The 19,520-nt window shown below is 56.5% G+C and carries 11 protein-coding genes; 7 read left to right on the top strand and 4 right to left on the bottom strand.

Translation table 11 applies throughout. The annotated features are described in order from the left end of the window. Positions 1 to 138 precede the first annotated feature (138 nt). The 3 genes from rpoB to ABMC88_RS02310 all read left to right on the top strand — a co-directional run bounded on the left by rpoB (position 139) and on the right by ABMC88_RS02310 (position 9,684). Positions 139 to 4,278, top strand: coding sequence for a DNA-directed RNA polymerase subunit beta (gene rpoB / locus ABMC88_RS02320; protein ID WP_349575212.1), 4,140 nt, complete (start codon positions 139 to 141; stop codon positions 4,276 to 4,278). 95 nt (positions 4,279 to 4,373) lie between these two features. Further along, positions 4,374 to 8,624 (top strand): DNA-directed RNA polymerase subunit beta', encoded by a 4,251-nt coding sequence (gene rpoC / locus ABMC88_RS02315; protein ID WP_349575211.1) that lies wholly within the window; start codon positions 4,374 to 4,376, stop codon positions 8,622 to 8,624. Between the two features lie 193 nt (positions 8,625 to 8,817). Further along, positions 8,818 to 9,684 (top strand): DMT family transporter, encoded by an 867-nt coding sequence (locus ABMC88_RS02310; RefSeq protein ID WP_349575210.1) that lies wholly within the window; start codon positions 8,818 to 8,820, stop codon positions 9,682 to 9,684. On the opposite strand, the gene ABMC88_RS02305 is transcribed toward ABMC88_RS02310, so the two are convergent. Both ABMC88_RS02305 and ABMC88_RS02300 read right to left on the bottom strand, forming a co-directional pair. Beyond that, entirely contained in the window at positions 9,673 to 10,482 is an 810-nt protein-coding gene (locus tag ABMC88_RS02305; RefSeq protein WP_349575209.1) for a putative rhamnosyl transferase, read from the bottom strand. The two genes, ABMC88_RS02310 and ABMC88_RS02305, sit on opposite strands and share 12 nt — an antisense overlap. Position 10,483: 1 nt before the next feature. Then, a complete protein-coding gene (locus ABMC88_RS02300; protein ID WP_349575208.1) occupies positions 10,484 to 11,290 on the bottom strand; it encodes a putative rhamnosyl transferase in 807 nt (268 codons plus the stop codon). Between the two features lie 391 nt (positions 11,291 to 11,681). On the opposite strand from ABMC88_RS02300, the gene rpsL reads away from it, so the two are divergent. The 4 genes from rpsL (at position 11,682) to tuf (ending at position 16,053) form a co-directional block, all read left to right on the top strand. Continuing rightward, a complete protein-coding gene (gene rpsL, locus ABMC88_RS02295) occupies positions 11,682 to 12,053 on the top strand; it encodes a 30S ribosomal protein S12 (protein ID WP_349575559.1) in 372 nt (123 codons plus the stop codon). A 91-nt stretch (positions 12,054 to 12,144) separates the two neighbouring features. Then, positions 12,145 to 12,615, top strand: coding sequence for a 30S ribosomal protein S7 (rpsG, locus tag ABMC88_RS02290; protein WP_349575207.1), 471 nt, complete (start codon positions 12,145 to 12,147; stop codon positions 12,613 to 12,615). A 75-nt stretch (positions 12,616 to 12,690) separates the two neighbouring features. Further along, positions 12,691 to 14,811: an elongation factor G gene (gene fusA / locus ABMC88_RS02285; RefSeq protein WP_349575206.1), complete on the top strand. Its 2,121-nt coding sequence runs from the start codon at positions 12,691 to 12,693 to the stop codon at positions 14,809 to 14,811. 66 nt (positions 14,812 to 14,877) lie between these two features. Beyond that, positions 14,878 to 16,053, top strand: coding sequence for an elongation factor Tu (tuf, locus tag ABMC88_RS02280; protein WP_349575205.1), 1,176 nt, complete (start codon positions 14,878 to 14,880; stop codon positions 16,051 to 16,053). Positions 16,054 to 16,475: 422 nt separating this feature from the next. Here the strand turns inward: tuf and ABMC88_RS02275 are convergent, their stop codons facing one another. Together ABMC88_RS02275 and ABMC88_RS02270 are read right to left on the bottom strand one after the other, a co-directional pair. Beyond that, positions 16,476 to 17,528 carry a fatty acid desaturase gene (locus tag ABMC88_RS02275; protein WP_349575204.1) on the bottom strand — a complete coding sequence of 351 codons (1,053 nt, stop codon included), beginning with the start codon at positions 17,526 to 17,528 and terminating at the stop codon, positions 16,476 to 16,478. Between the two features lie 239 nt (positions 17,529 to 17,767). Further along, entirely contained in the window at positions 17,768 to 19,270 is a 1,503-nt protein-coding gene (locus ABMC88_RS02270; protein ID WP_349575203.1) for a calcium-binding protein, read from the bottom strand. Between the last annotated feature and the right edge of the window lie 250 nt (positions 19,271 to 19,520).

Raw genomic sequence — 19,520 nt, 5'->3', positions numbered from 1 at the left:
TTTTGGAGAGGTCCATAGGTCGGAAGGGGTGCGGTGGGACGCGCTCCAGCATAGACCGGACTTAGCCGCTCTTATGGCTGTGCATCACGTCCCCGGTGATGGCGCAGTCGGCAAGAGACACGAAAGGTGACACGACATATGGCACAATCCTTCCTTGGCCAGAAGCGTCTACGTAAATATTATGGCAAAATCCGCGAAGTGCTGGAGATGCCGAACCTCATCGAGGTTCAAAAATCCTCCTATGATCTTTTCCTGAATTCCGGCGATGCCGAGACGCCCACCGATGGTGACGGCATCCAAGGTGTGTTCCAGTCGGTCTTCCCGATCAAGGATTTCAACGAGACTTCGATCCTCGAGTACGTGAAGTACGAGCTGGAAAAGCCGAAGTACGACGTTGAGGAATGCCAGCAGCGCGACATGACCTATGCCGCGCCGCTTAAGGTAACGCTCCGTCTGATCGTGTTTGATATTGATGAGGACACAGGCGCGAAGTCCGTCAAGGACATTAAGGAACAAGACGTGTTCATGGGCGACATGCCCCTGATGACGCCCAACGGTACGTTTGTTGTAAACGGTACCGAGCGTGTGATCGTAAGCCAGATGCACCGCTCACCCGGTGTTTTCTTTGACCACGACAAGGGCAAGACGCACTCCTCGGGCAAGCTTTTGTTCGCCTGCCGCATCATTCCTTACCGTGGCTCGTGGCTCGACTTTGAGTTCGACGCAAAAGACATCGTCTTTGCGCGTATTGACCGCCGTCGTAAGCTGCCTGTTACAACGCTGTTGTACTCTCTCGGCCTTGATCAAGAAGCGATCATGGACGCGTACTACGACACCGTGACCTACAAGCTGGACGCGGGCAAAGGTTGGATTGCACCGTTCTTCCCCGAGCGCGTGCGCGGCACCCGCCCGACCTATGACATCGTAGATGCGGACAGCGGCGAGATTCTGTTTGAAGCAGGCAAGAAAGTCACCCCGCGCGCGGTCAAGAAACTGATCGACGACGGTTCCGTGACATCGCTGCTGCTGCCTTACGACCACATCGCGGGCAAGTTCGTCTCCAAGGACATCATCAACGAAGAAACCGGTGCGATCTACGTCGAAGCCGGTGACGAGATGACGCTGGAGTATGACAAAGACGGCACGCTCATCGGGGGCACCGCCAAAGAGCTGATTGACGCAGGTATCACCGAGATCCCACTCTTGGACATCGATAACGTCAATGTTGGCCCTTACATGCGCAACACGATGGCGGCAGACAAGAACATGAACCGCGACACCGCGCTCATGGATATCTACCGCGTGATGCGCCCTGGCGAGCCGCCCACAGTTGAGGCCGCGAGCAACCTGTTCGACACGCTCTTCTTTGATGGCGAGCGTTATGATCTGTCCGCTGTTGGCCGCGTGAAGATGAACATGCGCCTCGCACTCGACAAAGAAGACACGCAGCGTACGCTGGACCGTGACGATATCGTGCAGTGTATCAAAGCATTGGTCGATCTGCGTGATGGCCGCGGCGACATCGACGACATTGACCACCTCGGCAACCGCCGTGTGCGTTCCGTTGGTGAGCTGATGGAAAACCAGTACCGTGTGGGCCTGCTGCGCATGGAGCGTGCGATCAAAGAGCGTATGTCTTCTGTCGAGATCGACACCGTCATGCCGCAAGACCTGATTAACGCCAAGCCAGCGGCTGCTGCGGTGCGTGAATTCTTTGGTTCCTCGCAGCTGTCGCAGTTCATGGACCAAACCAACCCGCTGTCCGAGGTTACGCACAAGCGTCGCCTCTCCGCGCTTGGGCCAGGTGGTCTGACGCGTGAGCGTGCCGGTTTTGAGGTGCGTGACGTTCACCCGACCCACTATGGTCGGATGTGCCCGATTGAAACGCCTGAAGGTCCGAACATTGGTCTGATCAACAGCTTGGCAACTTTTGCCCGCGTCAACAAATACGGCTTCATCGAAACGCCTTACCGCAAGGTAACAGACGGCGTCGTCTCGGACGAAGTGCAGTATATGTCTGCGACCGAAGAAATGCGTCACACTGTGGCGCAGGCCAACGCGAACCTTGATGAGAACATGAAGTTCGTGAACGAGCTGGTCTCGACCCGTAAATCAGGTGACTACACGCTGTCGCCTTCCACAAACGTGGACCTGATTGACGTGTCGCCCAAACAGTTGGTCTCGGTCGCGGCGTCCTTGATCCCGTTCCTTGAAAATGACGATGCGAACCGCGCCTTGATGGGCTCGAACATGCAACGTCAGGCTGTGCCGCTGCTTCAGGCCGAAGCGCCTTTGGTCGGTACAGGCATCGAAGAAGTTGTGGCACGCGATTCCGGTGCGGCCTACATGGCGAAGCGCGCAGGCGTGATCGACCAAGTGGACGCAACACGAATTGTTATTCGCGCCACCGAAGACCTTGAGCTGGGCGATGCAGGCGTAGACATCTACCGCATGCGCAAGTTCCAGCGCAGCAACCAGAACACTTGCATCAACCAGCGTCCGCTGGTGAAGGTCGGTGACACTGTGACCAAAGGTCAGGTGATTGCGGATGGTCCGTCAACAGACATGGGTGAGCTGGCCCTTGGTAAAAACGTAGTTGTCGCGTTTATGCCTTGGAACGGTTACAACTATGAGGACTCCATCCTGATCTCAGAGCGCGTTTCGCGTGATGACGTCTTTACCTCGATCCACATCGAGGAATTCGAAGTCGCCGCCCGTGACACCAAGCTTGGGCCAGAGGAAATCACACGCGATATTCCAAACGTCGGTGAAGAAGCGCTGCGCAACCTCGATGAGGCGGGCATCGTCTACATCGGTGCAGACGTGGAGCCCGGTGACATTCTGGTCGGCAAGATCACACCAAAAGGCGAAAGCCCGATGACGCCGGAGGAGAAACTCCTGCGCGCCATCTTTGGTGAGAAGGCGTCGGACGTGCGTGATACATCGCTGCGCGTAAAGCCGGGTGATTTCGGGACCGTTGTCGAAGTACGTGTGTTCAACCGCCACGGCGTTGAAAAAGACGAACGTGCCCTTCAGATCGAGCGGGAAGAGGTCGAGCGCCTTGCCCGTGACCGTGACGACGAGATGGCGATCCTTGATCGCAACATCTTTGCCCGTCTGCGTCAGATGATCCTCGGCAAAGTGGCCGTGAAAGGCCCCAAAGGCGTCAAGCCGAACAGCCAGATTACCGAGGAAGTGTTGGACGATGTCCTGACACGCGGTCAGTGGTGGCAGTTGGCCCTCGAAGACGAGGATGACGCCAAGATCGTTGAGGCCCTGAACGAGCAGTACGAGATCCAGAAACGGACCTTGGACGCGCGTTTCGAGGACAAAGTCGAGAAAGTGCGCCGTGGCGATGATCTGCCCCCTGGTGTGATGAAGATGGTCAAAGTATTCGTCGCGGTGAAGCGCAAGCTTCAGCCCGGTGATAAAATGGCCGGTCGTCACGGGAACAAGGGTGTTATCTCCAAAGTGGTCCCGATGGAGGACATGCCGTTCCTCGCAGACGGTACACCGGTTGATTTCTGTCTGAACCCGCTGGGCGTGCCATCGCGTATGAACGTTGGTCAGATCCTTGAGACACACATGGGTTGGGCCGCACGCGGTCTGGGCATCAATGTGGACGAGGCGCTGCAAGAGTATAAGCGTTCCGGCGACATGACCCCTGTGCGCGAAGCGATGAAGCTGGCCTACGGCGATGACGTTTATGACGAAGGTCTGAGCGGCTTGGGTGAGGATGATCTGCTGGAAGCAGCAGGCAACGTCACCCGCGGTGTGCCGATTGCAACGCCCGTCTTTGACGGCGCGAAGGAAGCGGATGTGAACGACAGCCTCGCACGCGCAGGCTTTGACACATCTGGCCAGTCGGTCTTGTTTGATGGTCGCACGGGCGAGCAGTTCAGCCGCAAGGTGACTGTTGGCGTTAAGTACCTGCTGAAACTGCACCACCTCGTGGACGACAAAATCCACGCGCGTTCTACCGGTCCATACTCGCTGGTCACCCAGCAGCCATTGGGCGGTAAAGCACAGTTCGGTGGCCAGCGCTTTGGTGAGATGGAGGTCTGGGCACTCGAAGCCTACGGCGCTGCATACACCTTGCAGGAAATGCTGACCGTGAAATCGGATGACGTTGCAGGCCGTACCAAGGTCTATGAAAGCATCGTCAAAGGCGAGGACAACTTCGAAGCAGGTATTCCTGAATCGTTCAACGTTCTGGTCAAAGAAGTCCGCGGCCTCGGCCTCAACATGGAACTCCTGGATGCGGAGGAAGATGAGTAGGGCGCAATCGGAATTTTTGAAAATTCCGGTCCGATTTTTTCGAAAAAATCGGGTCCCCTCTCCACCGCTTTCGAGAATAAATCTAAGGATTGAAAATGAACCAGGAACTGACAAACAACCCGTTTAATCCGGTTGCACCGATGAAGACCTTTGACGAGATCAAGGTATCTTTGGCCTCGCCAGAGCGTATCCTGTCGTGGTCCTTCGGTGAGATCAAAAAGCCCGAAACCATCAACTACCGCACGTTCAAGCCAGAGCGTGACGGCCTGTTCTGCGCGCGTATCTTTGGCCCGATCAAAGACTACGAATGCCTGTGCGGCAAATACAAGCGCATGAAATACCGCGGCGTTGTCTGCGAAAAATGCGGTGTGGAAGTCACGCTGCAAAAGGTTCGCCGTGAGCGGATGGGTCACATCGAGCTGGCCTCGCCCGTTGCGCACATTTGGTTCCTGAAATCGCTGCCATCGCGCATCGGCCTGATGCTGGACATGACCCTGCGCGATCTGGAACGCGTTCTGTACTTCGAGAACTATGTCGTGATTGAGCCGGGCCTGACGGACCTCACCTACGGTCAGATGATGACCGAAGAAGAGTACATGGACGCGCAAGACGCCTACGGCATGGACGCCTTCACCGCCAACATCGGCGCCGAAGCGATCCGCGAAATGCTGGCTGCGATTGACCTCGAAGCGGAAGCCGACCAGCTGCGCGAAGAGCTGAAAGAAGCCACAGGCGAACTGAAGCCCAAGAAGATTATCAAACGCCTCAAGGTGGTTGAGTCCTTCCTTGAATCCGGCAACCGCCCCGAGTGGATGGTTCTGACCGTGATCCCCGTGATCCCGCCAGAGCTGCGCCCGCTGGTGCCGCTGGACGGTGGCCGCTTTGCGACCTCCGACCTTAACGATCTGTATCGCCGCGTGATCAACCGCAACAACCGTCTGAAGCGTCTGATCGAGCTGCGTGCGCCCGATATCATCGTGCGGAACGAAAAGCGGATGTTGCAGGAATCTGTGGATGCGCTGTTCGACAACGGCCGTCGTGGCCGCGTGATTACAGGCGCCAACAAGCGTCCGTTGAAATCGCTGTCCGACATGCTGAAGGGTAAGCAGGGTCGCTTCCGTCAAAACCTTTTGGGTAAGCGCGTCGACTTCTCCGGCCGTTCGGTCATTGTGACTGGCCCCGAGCTGAAGCTGCACCAGTGTGGCCTGCCCAAGAAGATGGCGCTCGAGCTATTCAAGCCGTTCATCTACTCGCGTCTGGAAGCCAAAGGCCTGTCTTCGACAGTCAAGCAAGCCAAGAAGCTGGTGGAAAAAGAGCGCCCCGAAGTTTGGGACATCTTGGATGAAGTCATCCGCGAACACCCCGTCATGCTGAACCGTGCGCCTACGCTGCACCGTCTTGGCATTCAGGCGTTCGAGCCTGTCCTGATCGAAGGCAAAGCCATCCAGCTGCACCCGCTGGTCTGTTCCGCCTTTAACGCTGACTTTGACGGCGACCAAATGGCTGTTCACGTGCCGCTCTCGCTGGAAGCCCAGCTGGAAGCCCGCGTGTTGATGATGTCCACGAACAACGTTCTGTCGCCTGCAAACGGCGCGCCGATCATTGTTCCTTCGCAGGATATGATCCTTGGCCTCTATTACGTGACGCTTGAGCGGGACGGCATGGTCGGTGAAGGCAAAGTCTTTGGTAACGTAGACGAAGTGCAGCACGCGCTCGACTCCGGTGAAGTGCATCTGCACGCCAAGATCAAAGCGCGGATCAAACAGATTGATGCCGAAGGCAATGAGGTCGACGTTCGTTTCGACACCACGCCGGGTCGTGTTCTGTTGGGCGCTCTGCTGCCGCTGAATGCAAAAGCACCCTTTGATCTGGTCAATCGTCTGCTGCGTAAGAAAGAAGTGCAGCAGGTGATCGATACGGTCTACCGCTACTGTGGCCAGAAAGAATCCGTCATCTTCTGTGACCAGATCATGACCATGGGTTTCCGTCAGGCGTTCAAGGCCGGCATCTCGTTCGGTAAGGACGACATGCTGATCCCTGACAGCAAATGGCCGCTGGTTGAAGAGACCCGCGAGCAGGTGAAAGACTTTGAACAGCAGTACATGGACGGCCTGATCACTCAGGGCGAGAAGTACAACAAAGTTGTCGATGCATGGTCAAAGTGTAACGACAAAGTCACCGATGCGATGATGGGCTCGATTTCCGACACCACCTACGCCGAGAACGGCTCCGAGAACGAGCCGAACTCGGTCTACATGATGGCCCACTCCGGTGCGCGTGGTTCTGTTACGCAGATGAAACAGTTGGGCGGTATGCGCGGCCTGATGGCCAAGCCGAACGGCGACATCATCGAAACGCCGATCATCTCGAACTTTAAGGAAGGTCTGACCGTTCTTGAGTACTTCAACTCCACCCACGGTGCCCGTAAGGGTCTGTCGGATACGGCTTTGAAGACTGCGAACTCCGGCTACCTCACACGTCGTCTGGTGGACGTGGCGCAGGACTGTATCGTGCGTATGCATGATTGCGGGACTGACGTTGCAATCACCGCAACTGCGGCTGTGAACGACGGTGAAGTCGTAAGCTCGTTGGCCGAGCGTTTGCTGGGTCGCGTTGTGGCAGAAGACATCATGCGTCCGGGCACCGATGAAGTGCTGGCAGCCGCCGGTACCATCGTGGACGAGCGCATGTCGGACCTGATCGACGAAGCTGCCGTGCCATCCGCACGCATCCGCTCGCCGCTGACCTGTGACGCGGAAGAGGGCGTATGCGCCATGTGCTACGGTCGTGACCTTGCACGCGGTACGCTGGTGAACCAGGGTGAGGCCGTCGGCATCATCGCGGCGCAATCCATCGGTGAGCCGGGCACACAGTTGACGATGCGGACATTCCACATCGGCGGCGTTGCCCAAGGTGGCCAGCAGTCGTTCCAGGAAGCGGGTCAAGAGGGTAAGATTGCCTTCGAGAACACCAACACCCTGCAAAACGCTGCGGACGAGACGATGGTTATGGGCCGCAACATGAAGATGCTCATCATCGACGAAAACGGTGAAGAGCGCGCGAGCCACAAGGTCGGCTACGGTACCAAGCTATTTGTCAAAGAGGGCCAGACAGTTGCCCGCGGCGACAAGCTGTTTGAATGGGATCCCTACACGCTTCCCATCATCGCCGAGGCGGCTGCTACGGCCAAACACGTCGACTTGATTTCCGGCATCTCGGTAAAAGACGAGACGGACGATGCGACCGGTATGACACAGAAGATCGTGATCGACTGGCGCTCGGCTGCCAAAGGCAACGAGCTGAAGCCAGAGATCATTCTGGTTGGCGCCGACGGGGAGCCTGTGCGCAACGCAGCAGGCAACCCGATCACCTATCCGATGTCTGTGGATGCGGTCATGAGCGTCGAAGACGGCGCGGAAGTGTCCGCTGGTGACGTCATCGCGCGTATCCCGCGTGAAGGCGCCAAGACCAAGGACATTACCGGTGGTCTGCCACGGGTTGCGGAATTGTTCGAAGCACGTCGTCCAAAAGACCACGCAATCATCGCCGAAATCGACGGCTATGTGCGCTACGGCAAGGACTACAAGAACAAGCGCCGCATCGCGATCGAGAGCTCGGAAGATCCGGATCACAAGGTCGAATACATGGTGCCAAAGGGGAAACACATCCCCGTGGCCGAAGGCGACTTTGTCCAGAAGGGCGACTACATCATGGACGGCAACCCTGCGCCGCATGACATCCTTGCCATTATGGGTGTCGAAGCGCTTGCGGATTACATGATCGACGAAGTGCAGGACGTCTATCGCCTGCAAGGTGTGAAGATTAACGACAAACACATCGAAGTCATCGTGCGTCAGATGTTGCAGAAGTGGGAAATCCAGGAAAGCGGCGACACCACGCTGCTGAAAGGTGAACACGTCGACAAGCTCGAGTTCGATACAGCCAACGAAAAGGCGCTGTCCAAAGGCGGTCGTCCCGCCAAGGGCGAGCCGATCTTGCTGGGCATCACCAAGGCGTCGCTGCAAACGCGCAGCTTCATCTCGGCCGCGTCCTTCCAGGAAACAACGCGCGTGCTGACCGAGGCTTCGGTTCAGGGCAAGCGTGACAAGCTGGTCGGTCTCAAAGAAAACGTCATCGTGGGTCGTCTGATCCCGGCGGGCACAGGTGGGGCAACCCAGCAGATGCGCCGTGTGGCCAGCGACCGCGATAACGTGGTGGTCGAAGCACGCCGCCTGGAAGCAGAAGCTGCAGCACGTCTTGCCGCACCCGAAGCACCAGCGGATGACATCGTCGGTGGCGACGTCTTCGACCAAGCGCCAAGCTTTGACGAGGAAAGCCGCGATTAATACCGCAGTTTAACTGAACTGATCTCAAAGCCCCCGTGACCTATTCGGTCGCGGGGGCTTTTTGCTGGGCGCAACCAGACTTTCAAAGAAAGTCTGTGCCCAAGAAATTTCCAATTTCTTGCCCGCGCTTGCGGCATATGCATTGCCTGTCTGCCCGTGGTGGGACAGGGTGCGGCCAAGAATAGGAAACCACATGTCCCCCAACTTCACTGGTGCATTGCTTATGACGGCCTCTATGGCGTCATTTGTGTTCAACGATACATTCCTCAAGCTTACGGGCGGTGTGATCCCCCTGTTCCAGTTGATCTTTGTGCGCGGCATCCTTGCCACTGTTCTGATCGTATTCCTTGCCCGCATGCTGGGCGCGCTGCGGTTCGACCTTTTGCGGCGGGACAAGATTATTATCGCTCTGCGCGGGCTGGCCGAGATCGCGACGTCCTATTTCTTTCTGAATGCCTTGTTCAACATGCCGCTCGGCAACCTGAACGCGATCATGCAGGTGGTTCCATTGACGGTCACCCTCGGTACCGCGCTGATCTTTCGCGAGGCGGTCGGTTGGCGCCGTATGCTGGCGATCCTCATCGGGCTGTTCGGTGTGATGCTGATCATTCGGCCAGGAGCAGAGGGGTTCAACCTGTGGTCCCTGTATGCTTTGGGCGCGGTGTTCTGTGTCACGCTGCGCGATCTGGTCACCCGCCGCCTGTCGCCTGACGTGCCCGGGATGACGGTCACCGCAGGTTCGACCGTGGCGTTGATGGTTGCTGCGGGGCTCGCTTCGACGACCGAAAACTGGGTCGCAATTTCAGCCACAAATGCCACGTATATCTGTGGATCGGCTGTGGTGATCCTGTTTGGGTATTATTTCAGTATTCAGGCGATGCGGGTTGGCGATGTCTCGTTCAACGCGCCGTTCCGGTACACGGGCCTGATTGGCGCGATGATCATCGGGTATCTGGTGTTCGATGAGGTGCCAAGAAGCCTGACGGTGCTGGGGGCTGCCATTGTCGTCGGAACGGGCATCTTCACCCTCTACCGCGAGCGTATGCTGTTACGGGCGTGAGAACACCGCGCGCACGTGGTCATCGTCGATCCCGAAGGTGGTCCGGATATGCGCGGCTTTCCCCGCATCCATCGGTTGATAATCAAAGACGTTCTTTTTGCCCTTCAACCTGCTGTCGTTGAAGTCATTATGCCCGCGCATCATCATATCCTCACCCGTCAGTGTAAGGGTTGGCATCGTCTTCCAGAGGTTCTGATGACCGTGGTTCATGATCGTGTCATCACTGCCCGCCTGTACTATCATCCCTAATGCGATGGCCGAATAGGGGTAGTGATAGGCCCATAGCTTTACGCCGTCGGCCCCCGCTGTAAAAACATAGCCCTGATTGAAATCCACCGCGACGGACGGATGGCGAGCGGTGAAGGCAGCCAGGTCTTTGGCCGCCTGTTTGAACTGCGCCACAAAGGTCAGCGCCATGGCATCATCATCATCAAGACGGAATTGAAGGCAGGGCGCGTCGGGCGTACCGCGCCAGTCGTTGACTGCCTTTTTCATTATGCGGCGGTGTTGGCGGGGCGGGTATTGCACGATCTGGCATTGCGGAATGTGCGCGGTGAGGGTCTGCAACCGCTCAAGATACGGGGCAGGCAGACCGGTGCCTGTCACGATCAGAAAGGTGAAGTCGGGGTCGGTTTGGGCGGCAACGCAGGGCAGGGTGATCGCCTCGAACAGACGAAATCGTTCTTCCATCCGCGCACTGCCATATAGAAACGCCTCCAACTCTGCATGGCTGTCATGCCCCACCTTGAAGCCGCCAACGCCTGCATAGGAAAAGCGGCAGACCCCCACGGTGCGCATCTCAGGCACCTCCAAAGAGGGACTGGATTTGATCGATGTCGATGGCAAAGCGCTCTTTCAACATCTGCGCTTTCTCATAGTCGATGGGCGCCACGGGCACTTTCTTGACCGGCTTCTGGCGGCTGTCATTCGACGAGTTATGGCTGCGCACAAACATCTGTGGTTCGGCGTAGCTGATAACGGGCATAAAGCGGGCGATCTTCTCATGGGCGAAGTTCATGATCGTGAGCGGAGAGTTGCCGCGGATTTGCATCCCCATCGCCGCGGGGTAGAGCTGCCTGAAGATGTCGGTCGTCGCGATGCCGTCTGCGCCAAATTCGGCCACCATGCCTTTGTTCCAGTCAAAGTTGACCGCCTTGTGCTGCGCGGTGATCCGTTCTGCGTCATGGGAAGCGGCGCGCAGTCGTTCGATGAAATCCACGGCAAAGGCATCGTCGTCGTCATGGCGAAATTGCAGGCACGGCTGAGACGGGTCTTTGCGGGCTTTGTTCAGAATTTCCTTCATCACCTCACGCTGCGGGCGCGGGGGTTCTTCGTGAATGCGGATCTGGGGAATGTTTGCCGTGATGTCGTGCAAACGGTCGCGGTGCATTTTTGGCAGCTGGTCGCCTATGACCACGATCAGCTCGAAATCGCCATCGGTCTGCGCCTTGATACAGGGCAGGGCGACGGCCTCCATCAGGCGGAACCGCTCTTCCAGACGGGCCTCGCCGTATAGATAGGCGATGCGGTCTTCTATCGTTTCATGCTCGACCTGAAAACCGCCGATGGCGGGGTATGAAAAACGGCACAATCCGATAACCTGCATAGTGGTGTAACCTTTATCTTTTGGCCAAGTATGCGGGCAGGGGTTTGATCAATGCAAGGGCTGCATGGGCGCAATGGCTGCGCTGTCGCGGTATTGCTGTGGGGGTGGCTGTTGACAGGGGGGCGGAGTCTGCGTATACGCCCGCTAACGCAGCTTTTGGGGGTCGCCCCTGCCGCGCATATCATACCGCATGTGGTCACGATCCAGGCCGCCTTTATTGGCCCGATCCTCTGTAGCATAGCCGCCTCGCTTACCTCGGTACGGAAGCGTTGCGGCCTAATTGCTTTGGACCTTGTGCAATATTCACGCTGCGGGGACGTCCGTGGCATACGATTTCACCGTAGGTGCCATGCGCCTGCATCCAAGACAGCAACACGGGGATAAAACCGGAATGCCAACGATTCAGCAGCTGATCCGCAAACCGCGCCAGCCAAAACGCAAAACATCGAAATCCATGCACCTGCAAGAGTGCCCGCAAAAGCGTGGCGTTTGTACGCGTGTTTATACAACGACACCAAAGAAACCGAACTCTGCGATGCGTAAGGTTGCGAAGGTTCGCCTGACCAACGGTTTCGAAGTCATCTCATACATCGGTGGTGAGTCGCACAACCTTCAGGAGCACTCTGTTGTTCTGATCCGTGGCGGTCGTGTAAAAGACCTTCCCGGCGTTCGTTACCACATCGTGCGCGGTGTTCTCGATACGCAAGGCGTTAAAGATCGTAAGCAGCGTCGCTCCAAATACGGTGCCAAGCGTCCGAAGTAATTGGCCGTTGGTGGGCACGCCCCGCCTGACGCCTGAACCACACGTAGGGTGGGTGTAAACCCACCGTCTCTATTCGAAGGAAGACAATAAGATGTCACGCCGTCACGCCGCTGAAAAACGCGAAGTACTCCCAGACGCCAAATACGGCGATCTGGTTTTGACCAAATTCATGAACAACCTGATGATCGACGGCAAAAAGTCGACTGCAGAGCGTATCGTGTACAACGCATTCGACCGCGTTGAAGCCAAGATCAAGCGCGCCCCCGTGGAGGTGTTCCACGAAGCGCTTGAGAACATCCAGCCATCCGTCGAAGTGCGCTCGCGCCGCGTCGGTGGTGCAACCTATCAGGTTCCAGTCGAAGTACGCCCCGAGCGTCGCGTCGCACTGGCGATCCGCTGGTTGATCAAAGCGGCTCGTGCGCGCAACGAAAACACCATGGAAGAGCGCCTTGCCGGCGAGCTGATGGACGCCGTTCAGTCCCGTGGTACAGCCGTTAAAAAGCGTGAAGACACGCACAAAATGGCCGACGCCAACAAGGCGTTCAGCCACTACCGCTGGTAAGCAATCAAGATCAGGGCCACGATCCGCGTGGCCCTTGACTACTTTTTCAAAGCATATTCCTGAGGAAGCTTTAAAATGGCACGCGACTATCCCCTCGACCTGTACCGCAACTTCGGTATCATCGCGCACATCGACGCAGGTAAAACCACCTGCTCCGAGCGTATCCTGTACTATACAGGCAAAGAGCATAACATCGGCGAAGTACACGACGGCGCCGCCACAATGGACTGGATGGAGCAGGAGCAGGAACGGGGTATTACAATTACTTCCGCTGCGACGACCACCTTCTGGGAACGTACCGAAGACGGCGTTACACCAGACAGCCCCAAGCACCGCATGAACATCATCGACACACCAGGTCACGTTGACTTCACCATCGAAGTTGAGCGTTCTCTGGCCGTTCTCGATGGCGCGGTTACCGTTCTTGACGGTAACGCCGGTGTTGAGCCGCAAACAGAAACCGTTTGGCGTCAGGCCGACCGCTACAAAGTTCCACGCATTGTGTTCGTTAACAAAATGGACAAAATCGGCGCGGACTTCTTCAACTGTGTTGCACAGATCGAAGAGCGTACCGGTGCGACAGCCGTTCCAATCGGTGTGCCAATCGGTGCCGAGACAGAGCTGGAAGGTCTTGTTGACCTCGTCACCATGGAAGAGTGGGTTTACGAGGGTGAAGACCTTGGCGCGAGCTGGGTCAAACGCCCGATCCGTGCCGATCTGCAGGACATGGCCAAAGAATGGCGTGGCAAGTTGATCGAAGCTGCGGTTGAGATGGACGACGAAGCCATGGAAAACTATCTGATGGACGGCGCAGAGCCTGACGTCGATACGCTTCGCAAGCTGATCCGCAAAGGTTGCTTGTCCTTGTCCTTCGTGCCCGTTCTGGGTGGCTCCGCGTTCAAGAACAAAGGCGTTCAGCCTCTGCTCAACGCTGTTGTCGACTACCTGCCGAGCCCGCTCGACGTTGTTGACTACATGGGCTTCAAGCCGGGCGACGAGACTGAAACACGTGACATCCCGCGCCGCGCGGATGACAACATGGCGTTCTCTGGTCTTGCGTTCAAAATCATGAACGACCCCTTCGTTGGCTCGCTGACGTTCACACGCATCTATTCGGGTACGCTGAACAAGGGCGACACGCTTTTGAACTCGACCAAAGGTCGCAAAGAGCGCGTTGGCCGTATGATGATGATGCACGCCATCGACCGTGAAGAAATCACCGAAGCATTTGCGGGTGACATCATCGCATTGGCCGGTCTGAAAGACACCACAACAGGTGACACGCTTTGCTCTGTCAACGAGCCTGTGGTTCTGGAAACGATGACCTTCCCCGATCCAGTGATCGAGATCGCGGTTGAGCCTAAAACCAAGGCCGACCAAGAGAAAATGGGCATTGGCCTCCAGCGTCTTGCGGCCGAGGATCCATCCTTCCGCGTAGAGACTGATCTGGAATCCGGTCAGACCATCATGAAGGGCATGGGCGAATTGCACTTGGACATTCTCGTGGACCGTCTCAAGCGTGAATTCAAAGTGGAAGCCAACATTGGTGCGCCTCAGGTTGCTTACCGTGAGACAATCTCACGCGAAGCAGAAATTACCTACACCCACAAGAAACAGTCCGGCGGTTCCGGTCAGTTTGCCGAGGTGAAGATGATCCTGATGCCAACCGAGCCAGGCGAAGGTTACTCCTTTGAGAGCCGCATCGTTGGTGGTGCCGTTCCCAAGGAATACATCCCGGGTGTTGAAAAAGGCATCAACTCTGTCATGGACAGCGGTCCACTCGCGGGCTTCCCCGTCATCGACTTCAAGGTTGCCTTGATCGACGGTAAGTTCCACGATGTTGACTCCTCCGTTCTGGCGTTTGAAATCGCGGCCCGTATGGGTATGCGCGAAGGCATGCGCAAAGCGGGCGCCAAGATGCTTGAGCCTATCATGAAGGTCGAAGTGATCACGCCCGAGGAATACACTGGTGGTATCATCGGCGATCTGACTTCACGTCGCGGTCAGGTGCAGGGTCAGGACACACGCGGTAACGCGATTGCCATCGACGCATTCGTGCCACTGGCAAACATGTTCGGCTACATCAACACGCTGCGGTCCATGTCTTCGGGCCGTGCGAACTTCACCATGCAGTTTGATCACTACGAGGGTGTTCCACAGAACATCTCGGACGAGATCCAAGCGAAGTTCGCCTAAATCACACGGGTCCGCAGCGATGCGGACCCACCCCCTTGCAGAATTGAACATTAAGGAGCCAACACCATGGCAAAGGAAAAGTTTGAACGTAACAAGCCGCACGTCAACATCGGCACGATTGGCCACGTTGACCACGGCAAGACGACGCTGACGGCTGCGATCACCAAGTATTTTGGTGACTTCAAAGCGTATGACCAGATTGATGGCGCGCCCGAAGAAAAAGCACGCGGGATCACGATCTCTACCGCGCACGTTGAGTATGAAACCGAAGCGCGCCACTATGCGCACGTCGACTGCCCGGGCCACGCTGACTACGTGAAGAACATGATCACCGGTGCGGCGCAGATGGACGGCGCGATCCTGGTTGTGAACGCGGCCGACGGCCCAATGCCCCAGACGCGTGAGCACATCCTGCTCGGCCGTCAGGTTGGCATCCCGTACATGGTTGTTTACATGAACAAAGTTGACCAGGTAGACGACGAAGAGCTGCTGGAACTGGTTGAAATGGAAATCCGTGAGCTGCTGTCCTCGTACGAGTACCCTGGCGACGATATTCCAATCATCCCCGGCTCCGCGCTGGCGGCGATGGAAGAGCGTGACGACAACATCGGCAAAGACTCGATCGTTAAACTGATGGAAGCGGTTGACGAATACATCCCGACACCTGCACGCGCTGTTGACCAGCCGTTCCTGATGCCTGTGGAAGACGTGTTCTCGATCTCTGGTCGTGGTACTGTTGTGACAGGCCGTGTCGAGCGTGGCGTGATCAACGTTGGCGACGAGATCGAAATCGTTGGTATCCGCGACACCAAGAAAACGACCTGCACAGGCGTTGAAATGTTCCGCAAGCTGCTGGACCGTGGTGAAGCAGGCGACAACATCGGCGCATTGCTGCGCGGTGTGGACCGTGAAGGTGTTGAGCGTGGGCAGGTTCTTTGTAAGCCAGCGTCCGTGAACCCGCACACAAAGTTCACAGCCGAAGCCTACATCCTGACCAAAGAAGAGGGTGGCCGTCACACGCCGTTCTTCGCGAACTACCGTCCACAGTTCTACTTCCGTACAACGGATGTGACCGGCACCGTTCAGCTGCCCGAGGGTACTGAAATGGTAATGCCAGGTGACAACCTGCAGTTCGACGTAGAGCTGATCGCGCCTATCGCGATGGAAGACGGCCTGCGCTTTGCGATCCGCGAAGGCGGCCGCACTGTTGGCGCGGGTGTTGTGTCCAAGATCACCGCGTGATCTTTTGATGCACCTTGCTAGGGGCTGCGCCCGGGATCACGATGTGATCGTTTGGCGCAGCCTCTGACAGATGCGTGAAGGACCACCAGCCAAGCGTAGCGGTCCGCAGGGCCGATAGCTGGCATCGAATGTACAAAGGCCGCCCTGAGAGGGGCGGCCTTTGTCGTGAGAGGACTGATGCGCAGATGATTATCGGGGGGGGCGTTTCCGGTATCATTCCAAAGGCTAAGGCTGAGGCAATTTCGTCGCTGCGGCCGGCGCGGAAACAAGAAAGGCTGCGCCTTCTGGCGCAGCCTTTCTTGTGTGTCACGGTCACATTCAAAGGTCATCTAATGGTCGGGAGGGGGCAAATCTTCGTAGAAGATTTGGGCACAAAGTATCTGTGATACTTTGTCCTTTTCGTCAGGTGAGACAGAAACTCTCTAGCTGGCTGGCTCGATCGTTTTTGCATCTTTAAAGGACAGTAGACGTTTGGATTTCTCGTCCCACAGGTGCAAACGGGCGTTCGCAAAGCTTTCGCGGATTGTCATACGGTTCATGCTCGCGAGGCTTCCGTGGTCCCTCAAAACTTCTGGCAAACGGTAGAACGGGATACGACTGTAGAGATGGTGGATATGGTGGATTCCGATATTGGCGCTGAGCCACTGAAGGACTGAGGGCAATACGTAGTAAGAGCTACCCTGAAGGGCGGCATCGTGTACGTCCCACTCCTCTTCGTCTTCCCAATGTGTCGTCTCAAACTGGTGTTGGACATAGAACAACCATACACCCGCCGTCGCGGCAAGCAGGGTCGTCGGAACAAAAATCAGCAGAATTGGCATAAGGCCACCAAAGTACCAGATCACCGCCAGCGCACCGAGGATCACTGCATTGGTGCCCATGGCGCTCACCCAATAGCGGGCTTTTTCCGTCAGACCAAAAGGGATGCGGTTCTTGAGGAAGAACAGGTATCCTGGCCCCAAGCCAAATATCACGATTGGATTGCGGTAGATGCGATAGAGTATTTGCTTGGACTTCGGCAGTTGCTGATATTCAGCGACTGTCAGTGTATCAATGTCGCCAATGCCGCGTCGGTCCAGATTGCCCGAGCCGCTGTGGTGGATTGAATGCGCACGGCGCCAAACGTCATAGGGTGTCAGTGTAAGGACGCCGATCGCGCGGCCGACCCAATCGCTGAGCGTGCGGTTCTTGAAGAAAGAATTATGGCCGCAGTCGTGTTGAATTGCAAAGAGCCGCAGCAAGAACGCGGCATTTACCACAGACACTGCCAGCGCAAGAAACGGGCTGATTGACAGGGACCACCATGCAAGCGCCCAAAGCGCCACAAACGGGCCAATCGTGACGCCCAGCTCGTAAAAACTGCGCCAGGTGCTTGGCTCACGGTAGTGGGCCAGGACTTTAATCCAATCGCGCGCGCGCTCTTGCTGAGGTGCGGCGTCGTCTGTTTTTGGGAAATAACCGGAATGCTGGTTCATAACTCTGCTTCTTATCGTTGTAGACGTCTTGATAAACCAATGCGCCCGCATAACAACGTATATTTGGGCAAATTCGGTTAAGATTGTACGAACGATCAGCTTGGAAACGCCGATCTGCAACGCCCAAACTGACTTTGGGGAAGGATCGCGTCATTCCGCCGCATCTGCTCCGCAGTCAGCGGGGCAGACGGACACGGACCATTTGCCGCGTCAGCCTGTTCATCCATTCCCAACCAGAGCTAGAGCAGAACCAGATCGTCCAGCAGGGTTTGCGCATCTGATACGCCGTTAAGCGTGAGGCTATGCCCATCGCCGAAGTGCAGCACGAAATCGCCGTCGCGCATGCTCGACGAGTTCAGAATTTCCACGATGGTTTGATCCATGATCCCCAACTGTGAGGCGACAAGGTGAAGCCGGTCAACGCCTGATGTGAAATCTTCGATCACATCATCACCGTCGTTGAAGATGAAAGTGTCAGAACCTTGCCCGCCGCGCAGTGTATCGTTGTGCGCCCCGCCGGCCAGCTGGTCATTGCCGGCTTGCCCATGCAAAAAGTCATCGCCCGCGCGACCCCGCAGAATGTCGTTGCCCGCTTCGCCGAAGAATTCTGTGGCACCATTGTCGCCCCGCATAATATCATCGTGGCTGCTTGCGATGATCCGTTCGATTGAGTTGAATGTATCGCCTTGTGCTTCGGCGCTGTTAAGCTGCCCGTTTTCTAAATCGAGCAAGAGCGGCTGCCAGTTGCTATAACGCACAGTATCAAACTGTGAACCGCCCCAAAACTGATCGGCACCTTGCCCACCAACCAGATTGTCGCGCCCTGCGCCGCCCCACAAGACATCGTCTCCGCCGCGACCATAGAGCCAGTCACCCATGTTCGCCAAATCGGAGGGATCAACATCTTCGTTAACGGTTTCGCCATTGAACCAGTCTGGGTTTGTGTGCGGTCCCATGGGCAGTATCGCGCGGTCGCCGATCAGCCAGTTATCCGCATGATCTCCGGCAAGGTTGTCGGCGGCGAAGTCGCTGCCAAAAATGGCTTCAATGCTCTCGTAGGTGTCCCCAGCCGCTGACGCGGTGTTCAGTTGGGGATTGAGGAGGTCCAGCCTTATCGAAATCGGGTTTGGATTGTTGCGGCTTCCGTCACTGAACCACAAAACATCAAAATCGTCACCGCCTATATAGGTGTCAGCGCCCAAGCTTTGCACCGACACGAACGTATCTCCGCCTACGCCACCCAAAAATGTGCTTGGCGCGTCGCTATAGTCAAAAAAGGTATCATTCTGGCGTATGAGAACGGCGCTTGCAGGGAATACGTTTTCGAAACTCTGTGCTGTTTCGATGCTTTCCACCCTTGCGATAAATCGGTCAAGATCACTGGTTGAATCCATTTCCGGCAAAGGGTCGCCCGATATTTCAAAATACGACAATAAATGAGTGTTGGCGTCTTCCCGAACTTCCCTCAACATAACTATGGTCGAAAATTCTGAGCTCGTCCCCCAGATGAATTCTCGGAAGAAGAAAGAAGGGTCACGGTAGGCCCCCGGGAATGAGGGACCTATTTCCGAAGCGTTCACAATGTTTGTGAGTGGTCTTGGCTGGTTCGGCACATGGCTGATGGTACCACTGTCACCTGAAACTGCGATCTCCTGTTGGGTCGATGTCAGGCCAGTGGCAATTTGGCGGCCGTTGAACCAGACAAGCTCGAACTCAATACCGGTGAAAAGAAGTGTCGCCATATTAATGTCCTTCCGGCGAAATAATGCAGGTAAGACGCTAGCTCGACGCGCAAAGGGCGTCAATCACAGGTCGAATTTCACCTGTGCGGCATATTCGCGTTTGCGGTGCCTAAATCGCCTCTTGCCACACCATGCGACTCCCCCTATACGCCCCGTATTGATCGGGGTGTGCCAATGGCGTGCCCCGTTTACGTTAGACTAAGGCGCGATGAGGGGGCATGATGAGCATGCCTCGTCCAATCCGTTTCCA

The sequence above is a fragment of the Sulfitobacter aquimarinus genome, assembly GCF_040149565.1.
Classification (GTDB): Bacteria; Pseudomonadota; Alphaproteobacteria; order Rhodobacterales; family Rhodobacteraceae; genus Sulfitobacter; species Sulfitobacter aquimarinus.
This window is presented reverse-complemented; position numbering and strand designations above follow the sequence as displayed.